Origin of the sequence: Pseudanabaena sp. SR411, from assembly GCF_002251945.1 — a bacterium.
GTDB lineage: Bacteria > Cyanobacteriota > Cyanobacteriia > Pseudanabaenales > Pseudanabaenaceae > Pseudanabaena.
Genome location: NZ_NDHW01000224.1, coordinates 1 through 20,976, shown reverse-complemented (window position 1 = coordinate 20,976; position 20,976 = coordinate 1). Strand labels below are relative to the sequence as shown.

The following is a 20,976-nucleotide window of genomic DNA, read 5'->3' as shown; positions in this document are numbered from 1 at the left end:
GTGCCGCCTATCCTTACTTATTTAAGTTTTGCATATCAAGTTTAAGGAATCGATCTACTGCTTGATACATCCAATATAGAGGCATTTTAGGATCAGCATTAGTCTTCTGAAATCCTAATGCTCCTGCTAATGCTGCATAATCAGGATGGATGATTAATGTGTACATATCCCATAGGTTTGGAAAATCCTGTTGTAGTCTCTGGAGAGTTTGTTGCGAGTCTAGCAAGAGACTGGGCTGAGAGGCTTGGCGATATTCACTATCAATTACCCAACTTCGCACAAAAACAGATCGACAAGTTTCATCCCCAGCCAAAGCCATTTGAAACGGATCAACTTCCGCTACTTGACTCAGGTGCAGCCCTCGACTGGGAGGCTCAAAAAATTTAATTTCGGATTCGCGTTTGGTGGGATAGAAAGCATAAAACCCAACGGGATTATGATTGTCGGCGCGACGTAATACCCGCAAGCCTGTTGCATATTGACTAGCCCAATCGCGCAGAATATTGGCAATGCGATAGGTAACCGCATCATGATTGCGATTGAGCCAGTTGTAGTTGCTAGCTAATAAATTAGCGATCGGAATCGCATCACTACGAGGATCAAAGGCATCGATCGCAAAATCAACCTTACTCTCCGAACTATCACCTTTGAGCAACTCTGGCAGAGGTTGAATTTTGATTTGGGTACAGTTGCCATCAAATTGTTTTTGGATTAACCCTAGATCGACCAACTTATTAAGCATCATCCCTGCTGAGCGATCGCCACCACGATCTTTATCGCTATAAAACACATCTGAAGCTTCTAGACAACTACATTCCACCCATCCTTGTGGAAATGATAGTTCTAGAAGCGGTGGTTTTGGGAGGGCTTTTTGAGATTGGCAATCTTTTAAAAACAAATAAAGCGCTAGGCGTACAAAACACTCGGCTCTACGCCTTGTCATCCCAATTCGGCGCAGTAGCTCAGTCACATAACGCTGCTGGATAGTTTTGGGAAGCCATTGATCAAGGGCTTCAGGGCGGATTGTGGAAGATATGGACATATGAGCTACCAATGAGGACAGCGCAAAGCGCTATGAGGCTTTTGTCTGTTTTTTCTAAATATAGCAAGATTTTTTCAAAAAACTTCGCCCTACTTCGATCTACTTCTTTAATCTTCGTGGCGATCGCTGCTTACTCGGTCAAGTCATTCTCATTACATAGGTACAGACGGCATGATGAGCTTATGAGTTTTCGGAGCAGCCCATGATTTCCGTCTATCAATGCAAATCAGCATTTCAAAATCTACTCCGTCCATTAGTCCAACAATTGGCAACATGGCAAATTTCCCCAAATCAAGTAACAATATCCGCGATTTTGTTGTCGGGGGGGACAGGACTAGCACTTGTCCAAAGTACACAATTTGCTAGTTCCTTCCTACCCACAACTCAACAGGTTCTATTCTCTTTACCGATCGCCTTATTAGTCCGCATGGGTCTTAATGCGATTGATGGAATGCTTGCCCGCGAACATGATCAGAAATCAGCCTTGGGATGCATTCTTAATGAAATGGGAGATGTCTTATCCGATGTTTTTCTCTACTTGCCATTTGCCCTAGTTGCAGGTGTTTCTGCTCCCTTGATTGTCGGGATTGTGATTTTAGCGATCGCCTCGGAAATGGTCGGGGTCTTGGGCTATGAAATTGACCATAAACGTCACTACGAAGGACCAATGGGCAAAAGCGATCGCGCCCTAGTTTTCGGTGTAATTGGCTTGATATTAGGTTTTGGAATTGAGCCTACTCAATGGCTAACGTTTCTTTTGGTGGGAGTTATCTTGCTTCAGATTTGGACAATTACTAATCGCATTCAAGGAATGCTACAGGAGGTCGAACCATGGAAATAAATATGGGAATAAACATCGCGACACCAGTGCTATATACGCTTGCGGGAATTTTTGGACTACTAGCGATCGCCACAATGATTACTTTCGGTTTAGCCTTGAGTCATTGGGATACAGACTATAGCGAACTGAAAGCCCGCATCAAATCATGGTGGGTGATGGTCACAATTTTCAGCCTTGCTATCTTGCTGAAGCACCCTGTTCCCATTGTCTTTTTCATGGTTCTCAGTTTTATTGCCCTTCGTGAATATCTTTCTCTAATCCCTACCCGCTTTAGCGATCGCCGCGTTTTACTCTGGGCTTATCTTGCCATAGTCCTCCAATATTTCTGGATTTATATCGGTTGGTATGGCATGTTTTTGATCTTCATTCCCCTCTATATGTTTCTACTCCTGCCGATGCGAATGTTGCTTAATGGTGAAACTGAGGGCTTTTTAAATGCGATCGGTACGCTCCACTGGGGACTGATGCTGAATGTCTACACAATTAGCCATCTCTCATATCTAATCATGCTGCCACTTAGTGGGAATCCAATCGCAGGCGGTACAGGTTTATTAGTCTATCTATTGCTGCTGACTGAAATCAATGACATTTCTCAATACATCTTTGGCAAACTATTCGGTCGTCACAAAATTATTCCCAAGGTCAGCCCTAATAAAACCGTTGAAGGTTTGCTCGGCGGAGTTTTAACAACCACAGGACTAGCGATCGCCTTAGCTCCTTGGCTAACTCCCTTTGATTTAATCCATTCCGCTTGTTTAGGGTTACTCCTTAGCCTGACAGGATTTATCGGTGATGTGAATATTTCGGCGGTGAAGCGAGATTTAGGCATCAAGGATAGCGGCACAATTCTCCCTGGACATGGCGGCATTTTGGATCGCATTGATAGCTTGACCTATACTGCTCCTCTCTTTTTCCACTTCACCGTTTATTTCTACTATCAAGGACAATTGCTATGAAGCGAATTCTGAGGATCATTTTCTTTCTGACCACAAAAATCATCGTCTTAGTTCTTTTGGGACTACGCATCCAACATCGAGAGAGATTACCCACATCAGGAGCGGCGATTCTGGTCGCTAACCATAATAGTCATCTAGACACCCTTGTTCTCTTATCACTATTCCCATTATCAAAGGTGCAGCACCTCCGCCCCATAGCAAACGAGCAGTATTTCCTGCAACAAAATCCCTGTTTAGCGTGGTTTGCGCGTTACATCCTGAATATTATTCCTGTTTCGACTGATGCAGGTAACTGCCGCGAAAATGGTTCGCATCATCGCAACTTCTTTAAACACTGTGCTGAAGCGATCGCACAAAATCAGATCCTGATTCTCTATCCTGAAGGCACTAGAGGCACACCTGAAAGTCTTGGTGAGTTTAGAAGTGGTATCGCCCATCTAGCTAAACAACATCCTGACGTGCCGATCATTCCCATTTTTCTACATGGGCTTGGCAAATCACTTCCCAAAGGTGACTTCCTACCTGTTCCCTTACTATGTTGGATCTGTATCGGTGAATCACTTTACTGGAATGGACAGAAGCAAGTCTTTCTCCAACAACTGACAGAGCGTATCCAGAAATTATCAGAAGAAAGTAGGGGCAATTCATGAATTGCCCCTACGGTAAAATGCGAGTTTCAAGTCGTTTCTGCGTAAGTCATGCTAAATCCAAACACACTAACCCAAAAAACAATTTTTTCCTTTTTACCCTTTCCCCTTTTTTTCAGGAGTTCAAAATGTTACTACAAAAATCAGCCCCCACTTACGAGCAACTTCTTCGTCCTCTACCAATCTGGAATCCTAAAGCTTGGTACTACGGATTGATGAATCTTTCTCTCAAAACGATTGGCAAACTATCAAAAGGAATTCAGATTGGCTTTCAGTATGGTTTCGATTCAGGTGTAATGCTGGAGTACGTCTACAAGAATAAACCAAGTGGAATTACGCCTCTAGGAATGCTCATCGATTGGTTCTACATTAACTCTCAGGGATGGTGCGGCATTAGAGAGCGATCGCTACTAATGAAAACCACCCTCCGCCGAGTATTGCAGTTCTATCAACAACAAGATGTCCCTTGTCATTTGTTGGATGTTGCTTGTGGTGGTGGACGCTACGATTTAGAGGTTTTACAGGAATTTGAGGCAGGGGCGATCGCGGCAACTCTGCGCGATTACAAACTAGAAAATGTCACTAAGGCAAGTCAGTTGGCAACACAATTTGGAGTTACAGCCCAGATCGAACAAGCCGATGCTTTTAATGATCAAGATCTTGATCGGGTACAGCCCAAGCCGAATGTAGTCATAGTTTCGGGATTACATGAGATCTTGCCCAATGATCACCTGATCAAGCATCACTTTCAGCAACTTTATCGGATTCTTGATAAATCAGGCACATTGATTTTCACGATTCAGCCGCAGCATCCCCAACTAGAAATGATCGCTCGCACCTTGCCAGCGCATACGGGACTTCCTTGGGTGATGCGGGTACGCTCTTGGGAACTGATCCACCAATGGGCTGAAGCGGCTGGTTTTCAAAACTTTCAGGTACAAATGGAACCCAATGGGATTTTTGGAGTTGTGACGGCTGAAAAGCTATAGCATAAGCAATTCTTGCGGCACAAAGTGCCGCAAGAATTGCTTATGCTTCCATTAGTGCTTTTAGGTAATTTAAAATCTTATGAATTTGCAAACTTTTGATGAGAACCATAAGTTCCCCTGTGAAAACTTGTAATTTAGCATCAGACTTTTCTAAATGTTTAACACGTTCATGTAAAGATCTTATGTCACCCATTTCTGCTAGTTCCATTAACTCTAGGATTACTTTTCGATCAGGCAATAGGATTTTGGCATTTTCTGAAGAACAATGGGATGCGATCGCCGAATTAGCAGAATCTTGATGACTTTGCCCCGCAATAGGTTGCTCTGACTTTGCATAGGCAGGCAAATCAATTTCCAACCAAAAATTACTACCCTTTCCTAATGTACTGGTTACATTTAGTTCTCCTCCCATCATCTCCACAAGCCGCTTACTAATCGGCAAGCCTAAACCTGTTCCTGATTGCCTTTTTGCATGGTTGCCGACTTGCTCAAAGGATTGAAATATCTTAAGTAAATCCTCTGGTGCAATGCCTACACCACTATCAATTACATCAAAACGAATTTTGTTGTTAGTAGAACTTTGAACGAGCAAAGTCACTATCCCTTTATTCGTAAACTTAATGGCATTACCCACTAGATTAAATAAAATTTGGCGGAGTCGCTTGGCATCACCATAAACTAATTTAGGGATTTGACCAATAGTCTGATAGATTATTTCTATATCTTGACTACTAGCCTGCACTCGAAATATATCGATTAGCCTATTAAGAAACTCATCCAAATTAAACAGATCATAATAAAGCTCTAATTTATCTGCTTCAATTTTAGAAAGATCGAGAATATCATTAATTAATGTTAGCAAATGCTCTCCGCTACGTTGGATCACATCTAATCCATTTTGATACATGAGCGGGTCTTTACTTAACTTGAGAACTTGAGCATAACCGAGAATTCCATTGAGAGGGGTTCTCAATTCATGACTCATATTCGCAAGAAACTGACTTTTTGCTTTATTGGCGCTATCTGCGGCTTCTTTGGCAATTTCCAGCTCATTAGTACGCTCTTGTACAATTTTCTCTAAATTCTGATTAAATTCTTGGAGTTGCGTATTTAGCATAGCTAAGTTTTGACGGCTTTCCGCAAGACTAATCATCATGCTATAAGCCCTCAGGCTGGAAACGAGAGTTGTAAATAACTTCTGTTCAGTTAATTCTGTTTTTGATCGGTAGTCATTAATGTCATAGTTCAAAATCACCGAAGATTCAGGAAAGTCTGCTGGTTGTCCTGTACGAAGAATAATTCTTACTAATTCATTTTTGAGAACTTCACGAATATATTTAACAGCCTGTAAACCTGCATCATTGGTTTCCATGATCACATCTTGCAGGATAATGGCGATGTCAGGATTCTGTTCAACAATTTTGATGCCTTCAGCACCAGAAAACGCCGAAATTATCTCTAATTCTTTACCTGCAAACTTAAATCCCTCTAGAGCAAATTTGGTAACTGCATGAACAGAGAAATCGTCATCGCATATCAAGACTTTCCATGTTGGTCTATTATGCAATGACGTAACTTGATGACTACCAAGAGATTCATGGTGCTGATTCTCTGGAATAGAAGAACCTTTTTGCTCTTTATTTAAATCTTCATTTAAACTAGGTAACTCTCTATCTTCTTCTATGAAAATTAGCTCATCGGAATCTGTAGACATTTTTCTCTCTGCATGAATAATTTAGCTTAGTTCTTGAGAGATACATTTGCGATAGGTTCTAGGCTAGAAGACTTAAGTAAAGTCTGCCAGCTAGCTTTTAAATCGGTGTTATTGGGTTGAGATAAACGCAAATTTGCTAAGTCCGCGATCGCTTCATGCCAAATCCCAAATTTTGCATATATATTTACTCGCTCGAGCGCTGAAGCTTTTTCCAATTTCCTGAGCAAAGTTGTTTCTGGTTGGATGCGACGAATAATTCCTTCTGAGAAGGCATCCTCAGGATCACCAGTTTCACATACTACGGAAATCAACCATTTGTAATCTTTCCCAATTTCTAGGGGTGTTTTCTCAAATTGGACATTGACAATTTGGGGAGTACTTGTCAGAGAAAGTCTTTTGCGAGCGATACCCTTGCCTTGATGATTCTCAAGGGTAAACTCTACAGCGATCGCTGAAGTTTTAGGCACATAGGCAAAAAACGTAGGATTAGACGAAACTGTAAGCCCAAACTTGTTTGGCGGTAACAAGGGAATAAGTTGTTGTTCTAACAACTTTTTATTTTTGTCATTTCTAGGTTGTATAGTTCGATCCTTTAGGCATTGTCCATCACTACCTCTTCTGCCTCCGCCGATAGTCGATGTGGGCGCAGGATTACTAGTAGGTGGCTCAAATGTCTGAGCGCTAGCACCTGATAAAAAAGCAGAAAATATGCCTATTTCACAGATTGTAGCGATCGCCAAGAAGGTAAAGTATCGATAAGAATATTTGGAGAACATAGCCTTATTCCTAGAAGCAGTAAACGATCAGAGACTGTGTTGATCATGTGCAAAAAATGTGCAAAATTAGTGATAGTTAAATCCAAATAATCAATGAAAATCAAATAATATGCTAGCCTTTTTCTGCACTTATAGCTACCGCCAATACTATTAGGACTAACCGAACTTCAAAAGTTAAAGATTATACTTAAGTGAAGTGTTTTCCTTTTAGATTCTACATTTTGAATTCTATGGCAACAGCTATATTAAATAGTATATAACAATCCGAAATAGTTTGCGGAAGAACGCAACTGAATGGTACTTTCCTTCACATTTAAAACAATAGAAAATAAGAGGACGCAAAGCGTCCTCTTATTTTCTTTACAGCCAATTCCCAACTAAAACAAATGGAGCCCAGTAAAAAGGGTGAGTAAATTGGGGCTTTTTTAAAAGACTAATTTGAGCCTTGCGGAGAGCATCAGCTTTAGTTGTGCCAAGAGTTGCTAATTCTTGATACAAATTTTCCATTAATGTAGCTGTAGCACTATCCTCGACTGACCACAAACTCGCGATCGTACTCCTCGCGCCCGATCGCACAGCCATACCTGCTAATCCTAATGCAGCGCGATTATCACCTTTGGCAGTTTTGCAAGCACTAAGTACTAATAACTCTATGGGAGTTCTACTGTCTTGATTTCTCGTTTGGAGTAAATCTCCTAGCTGTCTGATCCCAAGACGACTATTCCAAGTCAAAACAAAGGTTTTTTCAGCATTAGAACTGAATTCTCCATGGGTAGCTAAGTGAACAACTCTAAAGGGAGTTTTACTAATTTGTTTTTGAATAGATTCGCTAATAAACGTTTCATTAAGTAATGGCAATTGAGTTGACACAAGGGTAGCAATTTTCTGAATCTCTCTTTCGACATTTGGCAGAGCCGTAAAATCCTGTGTTTCCTTACTTACGCCTCCGATAAATACTGTGAGTTGTTGGTGCTTGAGTGGTTGAGGATCAATGAGTTGTAATCCAGGCGCGATCGCTAGATTATATTTTTCCATCAAGTAATGTTGTCCATCATAGAGGACTGCCATCGGCAAGTTTCTTAGAGAACCATCTAGAACGAAGGCTAGGGTTTTGATTTGATTAGCGACTAGTATAGATTCTATTTCTTTGCCAATTAATAGATTGTAGATTTTCTGTGAGATTTCTTGAATTTCTGTCTCCAGAGATGTACGCCGCAGCGATCGCCTCAATTCTCTCAAGAGATTTTCTAGTTCGGCTTGAGAGATTTTGCGACTATAGTGCTGTAAGGAACGATCTGGAAGGGAAATAACAACTTCTAAGCAATCAGGTAAAACGATTGGATAGATGACTGCTGCTTGCGGATCAACTTCATCAACTTGGGTAGTAAGACTCGTAAGACAAGCTTCTTTAAAGAAGTTATCTAGTTCCGCTACCTGTAGAGATTCGATGACTGTCCGCGCAGCTTTAAGATTTTCTTGGCTAACTGGTTTGCCATCCTCATGCATCAGCAGCAGGGCTACAAGCTGACGGTAAACAGGCTCAACACTATCGCGGAAGGAAAACTGGATATCGGCATTACTAGATACGAGATCGCCACGGATTGAAGCAAGGGTATTGACTGCTTCGCTATAGGCGGCGATCGCTTGGGGATTTGCGCCTTTAGCCTTGAGAACTCGTCCGAGTTGCCACTGCCAGCGATAGGCAATGTCTGAAGCGTTATTGGTTTGGGCTAGGATGAGCGCCTTTTCGGTTAGATTTTGGGCTTCTGAGAATTGCTGATTTTGTTCGTAGATTTCGCCCAGATAACCGATCGCATAGGACTCGGCTCTGGGATCTCCCATATCTTTTGCTTGTTGGGCGGCTATGGAGAGAAGTTGGGCGGCGGCTTGACGATTACTTGATGTGGGATTAAGTTTAGCGAGACTTTGGACAAAATTTACCTTGGCATAAACTGAGTCTCGACTGGGTGGGAGATTAGGCAGTTGGGTTTGGATAGCTGTTAATAATAATCGCGCTGATTCAGGCTGTTGCGTATCTATTTGGAGGCGCAATAGGTTGAGCTGTGCTTGGAGTTTTAGGATCGGAGCGGTAGCCACATTAACTGCTTGTTGATAGTATCCGATCGCTTCAGCAGGTTGTTGCAATCGATAGGTAGTATTTCCTAAACTCAGAAGTGTATTCGCAATGATTGCAGTATCGTTGAGTTGCTTGGCGATCGCTAGACTTTCTTGCAATACAACCTTGGAATCTTCAAGTTCGCCGCTTCGTTGCAAGGTGTCACCGAGATTGAGCAAACTAGCCGCCTTGAGGGAAGAGTCAGGCTGTTCCTTGAGTTCTATTTGGACTTGCTGAAGCAGGGCTTTGGCTTTGGGATATAAACCTAGCGATCGCAAGGCTTGACTCTGATTAATCTTGCTACGCAAGGCTCCGTCTTTGTCCCCAGCCTTCTCATAACTTGCTGTAGCTCTTTGCCACATTTTTAATGCTTCTTGAGCTTTACCTTGAGCGAGTTGAATGCTGCCTTGAATATTCAGAGCCTGAGCTAGTAATTTTTCCTGTTGTGGCTCGGATTGTAGAATTTCTAAACTCAAGGCGATCGCCCGATCTGCATCTTGCCATTGCCCAAGTTGTCGATTTGCTAAGGCAAGATTATTAAGCACAACGGCCTGATTGAGGCGATCGCCTTGCTTTGCGTAAATATCTGAGGCTTGTCGCCAACTGGCGATCGCCTTAGCATATTGTCCTGAGTGATAAAGCTGTTTACCATTCTGGAAAAGAGTTGAAGGACTATTGGGTAAAGATTGAGTAAGAACTACATCTGTTGAGGCTGTCGAGACTTTCGATAGGTTATTGGCAATACTAGGTTGAGGATTCCATCCTAATAGCATTGTCAGTATGGCTGTACAAGTGCCAATAATTATGGAGCTTAGCAATTTAGAGCTTTTGGACTTTAGATTTAAAATAAACTGCCAAAAGAACATTGATTTTTCCTGTGATCTTTAATTTAGATTTATTTGAGATTTTATGCTAATCAGATATTTGCTAGATTCACGACAAACTCTAATAGAACGTCAATTACGGGGCGATAACGTGGCTATAGGCTTCGTCTTCTTTACAGTAGAAAATATTTTACAATCCTAGGTCTTGAGCATTTACCCATTCACTTCTAGGGCTGGTCATGACCTCTTTGAGTGAGTCGATATATCCATTTATGGAGTTAAGATAGATAGTCTCTTTGATCGCTGTCCAGTCTTCTTTGGAAATCACAACTACGTCATTTTCTGAGCCTTTAATCAGGACGGGCTTATGGTTTGTGCTGACTTGATTAATCAAGTTATTAAAGTTTGCCGTTGCTTCTTGAAGTAGTAAGTAGTCCATGTTGTTCCTCTATTTAATTGATTTGATTGTATATGATGCGATTGACAAAGCTGAGATAGTCATCGATCGCGGCAAAATCATCTAGTTCTTGTTCTTCCGTTTCAGTGAGTGGGGTTTCTTCGCGTTTGTCGAGTAAGTTCTCAATGCGTTGTTGGATCTTTTGCGATGAACGAAAGATCATTATTCCGTCTTGTAGTGTTATAGCGATCGCGCCATCAAGGGGAAGATTTTTGGGTAATGTGGTAATTGGGGCGATCGCTTCTTTGGTATTCATTTTATTTCTCCTGTCTTACATTTCAGATAGCCAAGCATTGATTTGAGTGATGAGTTCTTGGGTGCTTTGTCCTCCTATGAATAGGCGTGTTTGTATTGGTGCTAGTTTTTGGCAGAGTTGCGTGATCGCCTCATTAGCACTTTTGCCATAAAGGGCGATCGCAATGTCACTCACAGATAAATTTCTAGTTGGTAGTGTGGTTAGTAGAATTTCCTGTATTTACATACATAACTACTAAGTTTGTTAACTTTAAAACTCTTTCCTATCAATTTTAAGCTAAAATCCACCTTATAGTTTCTTAACCTGTTGCTTAATTACATAAGATCACAAATACTGCAATGTCTACTGCGCGGCACATCATAGCTCTTCTAAAGAGTCATATAGAAGGAGAGGAACAACAGTTTTATTCTGCTGCTCTACAGATGGCTGCACATGAAGCACGGGCTGGACATGGAAAACTAGCACAAGAAATTCGAGAGCTAATTGATCAATCTAAAGTCAATAACTCTAATGTTGAACGAAAGCTTGGACCTGTACCACTGGTTCAGCCCAAAGGCGAACTTGCAAATTTATTGTCTGCAAGATATCCAGACACAAGGTTGTCTGATATGGTTCTTCTTCCTGAACTTAGCTCTCGCTTGAAGAGAATTTTGACAGAGCAAAGACAACAAAAACATCTTCAGGCACATAATTTAACACCGCGCAAAAAAATCTTACTTGTGGGACCGCCAGGATCTGGTAAAACAATGACCGCAGCAGCTCTAGCTGGAGAACTCCAACTACCTCTATTTACAGCTTTATACGACACTCTCATTGGAAAATTTATGGGAGAAACTGCCATACGGCTAAAATTAATTTTTGATTCAATGGTAATGACTCGCGGGGTTTATTTTTTCGATGAATTCGATGCTATTGGATCGCAACGCAATAGTTCTAACGATGTGGGAGAAATTAGACGTGTACTCAACTCTTTTTTGTTGTTTCTAGAAAACGATGAAAGTGAAAGTCTTATCATAGCTTCAACTAACCATCCAGATTTATTAGATAAAGCTCTCTTTCGTCGCTTTGATGATGTGCTTGAATATAAACTGCCTGACCCAGAAATGATTCCACAACTTATCAAATTCCAATTACTTACTTTTGATATTGAAGTGAAAGATTGGTCAAATATTGTCAGTACAGCCAAAGGATTAAGTCAAGCTGAAATTGTAAGAGCTACTGGTGAAGCTGCAAAATTATCCGTATTATCATTATCTAATACAAGGACAATCTCTGAAGATAATCTCATATCTTCTCTTGTAGAGCGTAAAGATACAACCTTCTGGTTGTCGAAAGGAGTCTAGTTTAAAATGTCTGATCAGCCACGCAACCTTCCACATTTGTATTTGTCTGGCAATGGAAAAAGTGAAGATTATACGTTCAAAGGTGGGGGTGGAAAACCATCGAAGCCTCCTGTCCGTAATAGAGAAGATCATGCAATTTATCTAAAGCAAGCACTTAATCAAGCAATCAACGAAGCTAAACAAAACTTAGATTTGCGAAATCCAGAAATTGCTGTTGGTATTCCTGGATTTTATTTGGAGTTCCAAATTCATTCTGATAGTAATGCTTTTGAAAGTTTAGAGGACAAAGCAAAAGGAATCGAACTTGTTGCAGTGCGTAAATCTCTTGAAGCAGAAAATATGCTTAATGCAACGGTATTTATGCCAGAAACAGCTATGGATCATTTTCAGTCAAAAGTTGAAAAATATCGTACTGAAGAAACCGATAAGAAAAAGCCCAGGAATGAGCCACTTGTGTCTCGCATAGAATCTGTTCAACTTGGAAAAGTCCGATCTTTGTTTACAGACGATATTGCGCTATTCCCTCAAAGTTTACAAATCATATGGTGGGAAGTATGGCTACGAAAAGATCAAAATAAAGCTTTTAAGCACATTGCAGAAAGACTTGATATAGTGACAAAACAACATATCATTTCTTTCCCAGAGAGAGAAGTTATACTGACACTAGCTAACCTAGAGTCTATGGCACTCATAATCAACAATTCTGATGTAGTTGCAGAACTCCGTATAGCAAAAGATTCTCCATCATTTTTTCTTGATATGGGACCTATAGAACAAGAAGAATGGAGTAGAGATTTAGAAAATCGTTTATCCCCACCTGAAGATGACGCAGTTGCTATATGTCTTCTGGATAGCGGAGTTGCACAGATTCATCCTCTGATTACGCCAGCATTAGATCTTAGTGATATGCATACCTATAATCCTAACTGGGGCTTTAATGACAATAACGCATGTGGTCACGGGACTAAAATGGCTGGGTTAGCTTTATATTCAGACTTGTCTGAGGCTTTACAGACCTTGCCCACCATTCAACTTAGTCATCGACTTGAATCAGTCAAAATTCTCCCACCTGTAGGAAAAAATGATCCTGAACTATATGGTGCAATTACAGAACAAGCTATAGCTTTACCTGAGATTCAAGCTCCAACTCGGCTTAGAGTATTTTGTATGGCTGTAACTAGCGGAGGTTTTTCTCCAAATACAGGATCTCCTTCATCTTGGTCTGCCGCTATAGACAAATTATGCTTTGGCGATGATGAGTTTCGACGGCTAATCATTATTGCAGCTGGCAACATTCGAGAAGATATTTTGCCTTCTAATTATCTTGATATTAATGATTTAAGTCCTATAGAGAATCCTTGTCAATCATGGAATTCACTGGTTGTAGGTGCATATACTGAAAAAGTCAACATTGATGATCCTAGCTTCGCAGGGTGGAAACCAGTCGCTCCAGCAGGCGATCTTTCTCCTAGAAGTCGTACTTCAGTATCTTGGTCTGCACAATCGTCGCCAATTCGTCCAGATGTTGTTTTGGAAGGCGGAAATCTTGCTTCTGATGGAGCAAATCCAGCAGAATATATGGCTGATTTATCTTTACTCACCACAGATCATCGACCAAACCTTCGAGTATTTGCTCGTATGGGAGATACAAGCTCTGCTACGGCACTTGCTAGCTATATGGCGGCACAAATCATGGCTAAAGATTCTAGTTATTTTCCAGAAACGGTACGCGCTTTGATTGTTCATTCTGCTGAATGGACTCCAGCAATGAAGACATTTTTCAAAAGTGTAAAAAACAAAAAAACTAAGATGCGTCCTTTCCTACGCCGCTACGGCTATGGAGTTCCTGATCTAAATCGTGCTTTAAAAAGTACCAAAAGCGACTTAACGTTGATTATTGAGGATACACTTCAGCCATTCCATTTAGATAAAGATAAGAAGATCAAGACTAGACACATGAATTTTCACGAGTTACCCTGGCCAAGTGCAAAGTTAGAAGAGTTAGGCGAGGTAGATGTGGAGCTAAAGGTTACTTTGTCCTATTTTATTGAGCCAAACCCTGGAGAGAGAGGAGGAGGTCGTCGCCATCAATATGCTTCGCATAGATTACGCTTTGAAGTAAAGAAGCAATTAGAAAGTAGTAATGATTTTAGGAAAAGAATAAATAAAGCAGCTATAAATGAGGAAGAAAATAGAGGGTCTTCTTCAAGTCAAAAAGATCGTGACTCTTGGTTCCTTGGGCAAAACAATAGAAATCATGGCTCGCTCCATTCTGATATCTGGTATGGATCTGCTGCTGATTTAGCACAAAGAGGAGCGATCGCAGTTTATCCTGTGGGGGGCTGGTGGAAAGAAAATAAAACTGAAGAACGTTGGAAGAATTCTGTTCGCTATTCTCTAATTGTATCAATTCGAGTACCGTCGGTTGAAGTTGATATTTATACCCCAGTAGCAAATTTAATTGAAGTACCTATCGCAATACCTATAAGTTAAACTTGTAAAATTAAACGGCTAATTTGTAACCACAAAATGTCTCAACCATTACGGCGAATAGCTTCAAAAGCTACAACATCACCTCTTTCAATATTCTGTATAGCCTCTTGAAAATCTTCCTTAAAATTAGGGATACTCAACAACTCCTCTGTTGCATCATTGCTTTCTCTTTCATCAAGATAAGCCAAAAAATCCGCCGCCACCCGCAACCTCTCAGGCGAAAGCCTTTTCAAAATCGCCTCAATTTTTTGCACAGTATAGAGATCTTCAGCAACAGCTTCCATGTGAATCACCCGAAAAACATACTGCAAACATTTTACAAGAAATTTAGCTAACTCGGTTTAAACTTCACTTTCAGCTTTTTTCGACACAGTAACGTGATATGAAGGATAATTGGATTTTATAACGATTACAAATTCATGTCTGTTCGAGTTCGTATTGCACCAAGCCCAACGGGTAACTTACACATCGGCACAGCCCGCACCGCCGTATTCAACTGGCTGTATGCCCGTAACCAAGGCGGGACATTTATCCTCAGAGTCGAAGACACCGATCGCGAAAGATCTAAGGATGAATACACCCAAAATATCTTAGAAGGCTTGGCTTGGTTGGGGATTGACTTTGATGAGGGACCATTTTTTCAAACACAACGTAGCGATCGCTATATTGCCACCGTACATAAACTTTTAGCCGAGAAAAGAGCCTACTTTTGCTACTGTACAGAATCTGAGCTAGAGGCAATGCGTGAGGCTCAAAAAGCCCACAAACAAGCACCACGTTACGACAATCGCCATCGCAATCTTACCGATGAGCAACGCCAAGCCTTTGAAGCTGAAGGTCGTCGCCCCGTAGTTCGCTTCATCATTGAGGAACCACGCACAGTTGCATGGAATGACCTTGTACGCGGCACTGTCTCTTGGAGCAGCAGCGATCTTGGTGGTGATATGGTGATCGCCCGTGTTGATGAGCAGGGCAATATCGGCTTACCTCTGTATAACTTTGCCGTAGTTGTCGATGACATCGATATGCAGATCACCCAAGTTATTCGTGGAGAAGACCATATTGCCAACACCGCCAAGCAAATTCTCATTTACGAAGCATTAGGCGCAACACCTCCTCAGTTTGGACATACGCCGCTAATTCTCAATCAGCAAGGCGCAAAAATCTCCAAACGTGATGGCGCAACTTCCGTTTGGGAATTTCGGAATATGGGCTACATTCCCGAAGCATTCAATAACTACATGGCTCTGCTCGGTTGGTCACCTAGCGATGGGAAGGAACTCTTCACGCTCCAAGAAGCATCCCAAATCTTCAGCTTCGATCGCGTCAATAAGGCAGGCGCAAAATTTGATTGGGATAAACTGAATTGGATTAATAGCCAATATTTGCATTCTTTACCAACGGAAGACGTTTGCGATCGCCTAACTCCATTTCTCACGGAAGCTGGCTATGATCTGGAATCTGTTGATCGCCAATGGTTGCTCGACTTGACCAAACTAATCGCACCAAGTTTAACCCTCTTGACCGACGCGGCGACGATTAGCAAGTTCTTCTTCACTGAGTTTGAAGACTATACCGATGATGCGAAGGCTACACTGCAAGGTGATGCGATCGCAGGTATTATCAACGCTCTCATTGAAGCGCTCAAAGAAACTACTGATTTAGATGCTGATAGTGCTGGCGAAGTAATTAAAACAGTCACTAAGTCTCAGGGTGTCAAGAAAGGAGTCGTGATGAAGTCTCTACGGGCAGCCCTCACAGGCGATCTGCATGGGCCAGAGATCTTGCCATCGTTTGTACTACTCCATCGTAAAGGTTTAGCCTTACCCCGTTTACAACGCGCCTTAACTGTATAAGAACAACGCTAAAAGCCGTACTAAGTGCGGCTTTTTAGTGGAGAGTTGCGCCATGATTAAGTAGTGGGTAATAGCAAACTTTGCTCGATCGCTTGTCTGATCGGTTGACGGACATAGCAATCACTTTCGAGACATTCGACTAATAGACGATTAGCGTTACAGTATTGACGTAAATGCTCTATTTGATGGGGGGTGAAGTCCCAGCTTTGACCAATGTTACGATGATTGACGGTCTGTAGACGTAAATTACTTGCCCAATGCTGCCATTGAGCATCACTATCCGCATCGTCAGGACAGGTGGCGATCAACTCGGTTAAAGCAGTAGCTAAGTGAGGTTCTGGCATCTCTTGGGCATACTCCAAAGCCAGACTAAGATCAAGATCAAGATCAAGTCCGAGATCTTCTCCATCTTTAGTTTCTAACGCCCGCGCTAAATCAAAGGCAAGATCAAGATTGAGATTGCGATTTTGACAAAGATCAAGATCAAGTACCAGAGTTCGTGCTAGCACATTTGCCAAATTGATCGGATCACTCTGAGCGATCGCTCTCCCCAGCGTCAAATAGAAAGCGCGTACTGACTGAATGCGATCGGGGACTTGAGCGGATTCGGCTTTTTGGTTGACCCATTGCAGCAAAGCTTGTAATTGCTGATCTCCCGCTATCAGGCGATCGCAGTAGTCTTTCATTAACTGCAATAAGTCATCAGCTGATCGCATCATCCCCACCGCAAGACGCAAAATGTCATGCCAACGGTGATCCGTAATTTTACTCGCTAGCAAAGTCAGCGTATCTTGATTGCCATTATAAACAAGCTCCCGTGCCGCTAAATATTCCTGAAAAGTTAAATGCGAAAAAGAATAAATTCCCTTGGCGCGTTCCACAAACAACCCATGTTGAGATTCTATCGCTTTGATAATTGCTTCACTATCCAGTTGCAACGACTCCTCATCGGTATGCGCCTTAGGCAAATTGCGAATGTAATCGGTGATATAGCGTTCCAGATCGACTTGCCGAAAGAAGTAATCTCCTTGATAAAAGGTTGTACAAGCAACCTGCGCCAAAAGATCTTCTTTCCGTTGCATCGATAGATTTTTATAAATCTGATGTCGTTCAATATTGCGTTTGGCATCCCACTTTTTGAGCAATACATCTAATCCCTCGCGATAGAGTTCCGAACGGTTGGTGGGGAAATCACCAAATTCATCAAATACTAAACATAAGAGTGTGAGCAGTAAAGGATTAGTAGCCAATTCTTGAATAGGACGATTGTCTTCGACTTTTCGCAAAAAAAGCTCAATATGTCGGGAATCACCAGCAAACCAACGCTGAGCAAACTGAGAAATCTGCAATGGTCGGAAGTTCGCCACTTCGACTTCCGTAAACTTTTCAAATACATATTCCTGCGCTCCCAATCGACTCGTAATCACAAAGCGATTGCTATAGTACTGCTCTGAAAAATTCCGTAGATCTTCGAGAACGCGATGCAAATCATCTTCGCGAACTTCATCCAGTCCATCCCAAAATAGAATGGCTCGCCCCTGCTGTAAAAGTTGTTTCACCGCTAGCTCATCGCCAATATTGTAAGCGTGAAAGTCTTGAGCAATATAATCCAGTAACCGTGGCTGAGCTTCAGCGCCTGCATACTGACGCAAGGTCACAAAAATCGGCACTAAATCGCTAAAAATCTCACCTTGCGAACATTTCAAGGCGGTATATTTTAACAGCGTCGTTTTGCCTGCCCCTGGTTTGCCTAGCAACATCAGTTTGCGATAACGATTGAGGGCTTCTATGCTCGAAACACGATCTTCATTAATCACTCCCATTTCAATGCGATCGCGTCCATGATAGGTAGCTAGTAAATCCGCAATTCCTAAACGCCGCCGACTAGTAATTTTTTCGAGAATATCAGTTCCTGTATAAATATTTTCCAGATCAATCGGGTGCGACATATCCAAAACTCGCATGGTGGCACAGCGTTCTTGAATAATCTGGCGACTGCGATAGCGCAGTTGCTGCACCAGTTCCTCAATATCAATATCTAAGGAAACAACACCCTGATTAGATGGAGCTTGGTTACCAAGCAATAAAGTTTGTTCACTCTGTGGACTGGTTTCGGCATCTAGATAATTTTGCAAAATATGCAAGAGGCGATTATTTTTACCAGGTCCCTTACCACTGATGTCAAACTTCCGATAAATTTCTCCCATGCGCTTGCGATAGGCTTCTTCAGAAATACCCAAAAAACTAGCAACTTCGCGATCTTCGCGATTTTCCCCAAATCTCAATAGGAAAACACTTTCCTGATCGGCAGAAAGCTGATGGTTTTGCGCCATTCGCATCAGAAATTTTTGGGGAAACATAATTGATACAACTTATCATAAGGAAAGTGGCACTTTGCGCCACTTTCCTTATGATAAATGCCGATCGCACCATGTATCAATATCTGTTAGTAAGCGATCGCCAATTTCCCAAGGCAATAAATGCGCCGTATGTGGATAGCAAATAAATTCGCAATTAGGTAATAGTTTTGCTGTCTCTAGAGTTGATGCAGCCGTAATATGTCGATCTTGCTCAGCCGCAATCGCTAGACAAGGAACTTGAATTTTATATAAATCCTGCGTGCGATCATATCCCTGCCGCAGCGCTTGCATTAAGGCTATTTGAGCATGGCGCGAGGTTTGGAGATAGGCTTTTGCCCCAGTATGAGAAATCTGATCGTAGGCTCCTCGCGTATGCTGCTGAATCAAATATTTGATCAGCGATCGCTTACCAAACCATTCAATATGCCACCGACGCTTTGGCACAATCCAATGCAAACCAACGGCGATTACTAAATTGACATATTCCCACCAAGCGATTTTGGGTAGGCTGCTGCGGGGCTTGGCAGCAGTAGCAATTAAAACTAAACCGACAATTTTGGGAGTGAATTTATTTTGAGATGAATTCTGGAACTCCATCGCCCGAAGCGCTAACTCTATCGCCAAAATACCACCTAAAGACCATCCCAAAATTAGATATTCCATAGATGGCTGAGCGTTTAATACATCTCTAGATTCTGATTGATGATCACTTTCCAAAAGATCCCAAAGATCTTGTATGTGATCTAACATTGTGAAAGTCGCAATTGCCTTACAATTTCCATAACCACGCAAATCAGGCGCGATCGCCCTAATACCTCGATCATGAAAATGTTGGGCGAATATCTGCATTGCTTCACTATTTCCGGGGTGTCCGTGCAAGCATAGAATTTTTAATCGGCGATCGCTACTCATCAGAAATACATTTGAAACTATTTGAATTTGAAATAAATCAAGTCTTATTTACCTTAACTTGACAATGACGCAGACTTCACAAGAGAACGACGCTTCCAAGCTCCCAATAGATAAAAGCGTTAGTCAAACAATCAATCCACAAATCAATATCATCCCAGTTGGTGAAGCCATCGCTAACTTGACCTATGACAGTCTCATGGGAATGTTGCGATTGCTCAAAACCCATACAGGGATTGCCAATGTTCAAACACCTCATCTCAGTTGGAAAATTTTTATTCATAGTGGAAGTATCGCTTTTATCGAAGATAAAAATGACTTTTTACCGACATTAATCCGCAAATTAAAAATCCAAAAAATTCAGATTCCGCAAGAGATTTTACTAAGCAAACCGATCAATAGTCTTGAAACTTGCCGCCTCCTAGGTAAAATTTATGCCCAAGATCGTGAAAATTGTCTATTGATTTTTAAAGAAATATTATTAGAAAATCTTTTAGCAATTTCTTTAGAGAAAAAGTTCTCTCTACTATGGAAGCATCTTCCCTTAGATCCCCAAGTTGTTTTGCCGATCTGGCAATTACCTGATCTGGAAAAAGCGATCGCCAAAGCTACTGATCAATGGCGCACTTTTACCTATGTTCGCCATCCCTACCAAACAGTACAACTACTAGATCTTGAATGTAGCATTGCCCAAGTGCCACTGTTTACCCAAGTCACCAATGGCAAATGTCGGATTAGTGAAATTGCCGATCGCTTTCAACAACATATCACTCGCACTGCCCTCAAACTCGATAAACTAGCCGAAAATCGCACCGTTGCCATCTTGCCATTACCATTAAGCACGTCAGATATGCATGAGGGTTTAACTCTTGATGAAGCTGTAGAAACGCGCCCCAAAGTGATGATCGTGGATGATTCGCCTGTGTTGCTGAAACAATTTGGCAATTTACTTACAAGTTGGGGATATCAATTAAGCCTAGTTAGTGACTCCGCCAACGCAACTAAGCAAATTTTGTCAGAAAAGCCCAACATTGTATTTATGGATATAAATATGCCTAACTTAAATGGGTTTGAACTAATTAAACAAATTCGTCGGCAACCTTCATTAGCTAGCATCCCTTTGGTTTTAGTCACCTCCGAAAATACAATTACCAACAACTTTCGCGCCAAATGGGCAAATTGTCGGTTTTTAAGTAAGCCGCGCACCTCCAATGATATTCAAGAATTTCGTGAGCAAGTTCGGGCGATTTTGCAAGATTTGATCGCCCCATCATCATAGATACACAAGAGCAGCGCCGCTTTGCGCCGCCACTCTTGTGTGGAGTAACCAGCAATTCTCATTATGAAACCGATTTTGGTGTTTCCAGCGCCGAAGGCGCTGGAAACACCAAAATCGG

At 41.7% G+C, this 20,976-nt stretch carries 18 protein-coding genes; 8 read left to right on the top strand and 10 right to left on the bottom strand.

Features of this window, described 5'->3' with window-relative positions:
• Positions 1–13: 13 nt before the first annotated feature.
• A complete protein-coding gene (locus tag B9G53_RS23600) occupies positions 14–1,042 on the bottom strand; it encodes a hypothetical protein (RefSeq protein ID WP_094535887.1) in 1,029 nt (342 codons plus the stop codon).
• 202 nt (positions 1,043–1,244) lie between these two features.
• Here B9G53_RS23600 and B9G53_RS23595 point away from each other — a divergent pair, with 202 nt between their 5' ends.
• From B9G53_RS23595 to B9G53_RS23580, 4 genes are all read left to right on the top strand, one after another.
• Complete coding sequence (locus B9G53_RS23595) at positions 1,245–1,883, top strand: CDP-alcohol phosphatidyltransferase family protein (protein ID WP_094535886.1); 639 nt, start codon at positions 1,245–1,247, stop codon at positions 1,881–1,883.
• On the top strand, positions 1,874–2,839 hold the full coding sequence (locus B9G53_RS23590) for a phosphatidate cytidylyltransferase (RefSeq protein WP_094535885.1): 966 nt from the start codon (positions 1,874–1,876) through the stop codon (positions 2,837–2,839). Before B9G53_RS23595 ends, B9G53_RS23590 begins: the two co-directional genes overlap by 10 nt.
• Positions 2,836–3,489, top strand: coding sequence for a 1-acyl-sn-glycerol-3-phosphate acyltransferase (locus B9G53_RS23585; RefSeq protein ID WP_094535884.1), 654 nt, complete (start codon positions 2,836–2,838; stop codon positions 3,487–3,489). The genes B9G53_RS23590 and B9G53_RS23585 overlap by 4 nt, the downstream gene beginning before the upstream one ends.
• Before the next feature lie 125 nt (positions 3,490–3,614).
• Positions 3,615–4,475, top strand: coding sequence for a class I SAM-dependent methyltransferase family protein (locus B9G53_RS23580; protein ID WP_094535883.1), 861 nt, complete (start codon positions 3,615–3,617; stop codon positions 4,473–4,475).
• 40 nt (positions 4,476–4,515) lie between these two features.
• Here B9G53_RS23580 and B9G53_RS23575 read toward each other — a convergent pair whose 3' ends face one another.
• The 6 genes from B9G53_RS23575 to B9G53_RS27675 all read right to left on the bottom strand — a co-directional run bounded on the left by B9G53_RS23575 (position 4,516) and on the right by B9G53_RS27675 (position 10,792).
• On the bottom strand, positions 4,516–6,189 hold the full coding sequence (locus tag B9G53_RS23575; protein WP_094535882.1) for an ATP-binding protein: 1,674 nt from the start codon (positions 6,187–6,189) through the stop codon (positions 4,516–4,518).
• 26 nt (positions 6,190–6,215) lie between these two features.
• Positions 6,216–6,965 carry a DUF928 domain-containing protein gene (locus B9G53_RS23570; protein WP_094535881.1) on the bottom strand — a complete coding sequence of 250 codons (750 nt, stop codon included), beginning with the start codon at positions 6,963–6,965 and terminating at the stop codon, positions 6,216–6,218.
• Positions 6,966–7,325: 360 nt separating this feature from the next.
• Positions 7,326–9,947 carry a CHAT domain-containing protein gene (locus tag B9G53_RS23565; protein ID WP_254923784.1) on the bottom strand — a complete coding sequence of 874 codons (2,622 nt, stop codon included), beginning with the start codon at positions 9,945–9,947 and terminating at the stop codon, positions 7,326–7,328.
• A gap of 148 nt (positions 9,948–10,095) precedes the next feature.
• Positions 10,096–10,344, bottom strand: a complete 249-nt coding sequence (locus B9G53_RS23560; protein WP_094535880.1) for a type II toxin-antitoxin system Phd/YefM family antitoxin — start codon at positions 10,342–10,344, stop codon at positions 10,096–10,098.
• Between the two features lie 13 nt (positions 10,345–10,357).
• Positions 10,358–10,618, bottom strand: a complete 261-nt coding sequence (locus B9G53_RS23555) for a hypothetical protein (RefSeq protein WP_094535879.1) — start codon at positions 10,616–10,618, stop codon at positions 10,358–10,360.
• A 15-nt stretch (positions 10,619–10,633) separates the two neighbouring features.
• Positions 10,634–10,792 carry a hypothetical protein gene (locus B9G53_RS27675; RefSeq protein ID WP_176453335.1) on the bottom strand — a complete coding sequence of 53 codons (159 nt, stop codon included), beginning with the start codon at positions 10,790–10,792 and terminating at the stop codon, positions 10,634–10,636.
• A 164-nt stretch (positions 10,793–10,956) separates the two neighbouring features.
• Here B9G53_RS27675 and B9G53_RS23550 point away from each other — a divergent pair, with 164 nt between their 5' ends.
• Together B9G53_RS23550 and B9G53_RS23545 are read left to right on the top strand one after the other, a co-directional pair.
• Positions 10,957–11,961, top strand: coding sequence for an ATP-binding protein (locus B9G53_RS23550; protein ID WP_094535878.1), 1,005 nt, complete (start codon positions 10,957–10,959; stop codon positions 11,959–11,961).
• A 6-nt stretch (positions 11,962–11,967) separates the two neighbouring features.
• Positions 11,968–14,454 carry a S8 family peptidase gene (locus tag B9G53_RS23545; RefSeq protein WP_094535877.1) on the top strand — a complete coding sequence of 829 codons (2,487 nt, stop codon included), beginning with the start codon at positions 11,968–11,970 and terminating at the stop codon, positions 14,452–14,454.
• Between the two features lie 41 nt (positions 14,455–14,495).
• On the opposite strand, the gene B9G53_RS23540 is transcribed toward B9G53_RS23545, so the two are convergent.
• A complete protein-coding gene (locus B9G53_RS23540) occupies positions 14,496–14,738 on the bottom strand; it encodes a hypothetical protein (protein ID WP_094535876.1) in 243 nt (80 codons plus the stop codon).
• Between the two features lie 135 nt (positions 14,739–14,873).
• On the opposite strand from B9G53_RS23540, the gene gltX reads away from it, so the two are divergent.
• Positions 14,874–16,310: a glutamate--tRNA ligase gene (gene gltX, locus B9G53_RS23535; RefSeq protein WP_094535875.1), complete on the top strand. Its 1,437-nt coding sequence runs from the start codon at positions 14,874–14,876 to the stop codon at positions 16,308–16,310.
• Between the two features lie 56 nt (positions 16,311–16,366).
• Here the strand turns inward: gltX and B9G53_RS23530 are convergent, their stop codons facing one another.
• Both B9G53_RS23530 and B9G53_RS23525 read right to left on the bottom strand, forming a co-directional pair.
• Positions 16,367–18,670 carry an NACHT domain-containing protein gene (locus B9G53_RS23530; RefSeq protein WP_094535874.1) on the bottom strand — a complete coding sequence of 768 codons (2,304 nt, stop codon included), beginning with the start codon at positions 18,668–18,670 and terminating at the stop codon, positions 16,367–16,369.
• 48 nt (positions 18,671–18,718) lie between these two features.
• Entirely contained in the window at positions 18,719–19,582 is an 864-nt protein-coding gene (locus B9G53_RS23525) for an alpha/beta fold hydrolase (protein WP_094535873.1), read from the bottom strand.
• A 64-nt stretch (positions 19,583–19,646) separates the two neighbouring features.
• On the opposite strand from B9G53_RS23525, the gene B9G53_RS23520 reads away from it, so the two are divergent.
• Positions 19,647–20,858, top strand: coding sequence for a response regulator (locus tag B9G53_RS23520; protein WP_094535872.1), 1,212 nt, complete (start codon positions 19,647–19,649; stop codon positions 20,856–20,858).
• The last annotated feature ends 118 nt before the right edge of the window (positions 20,859–20,976 follow it).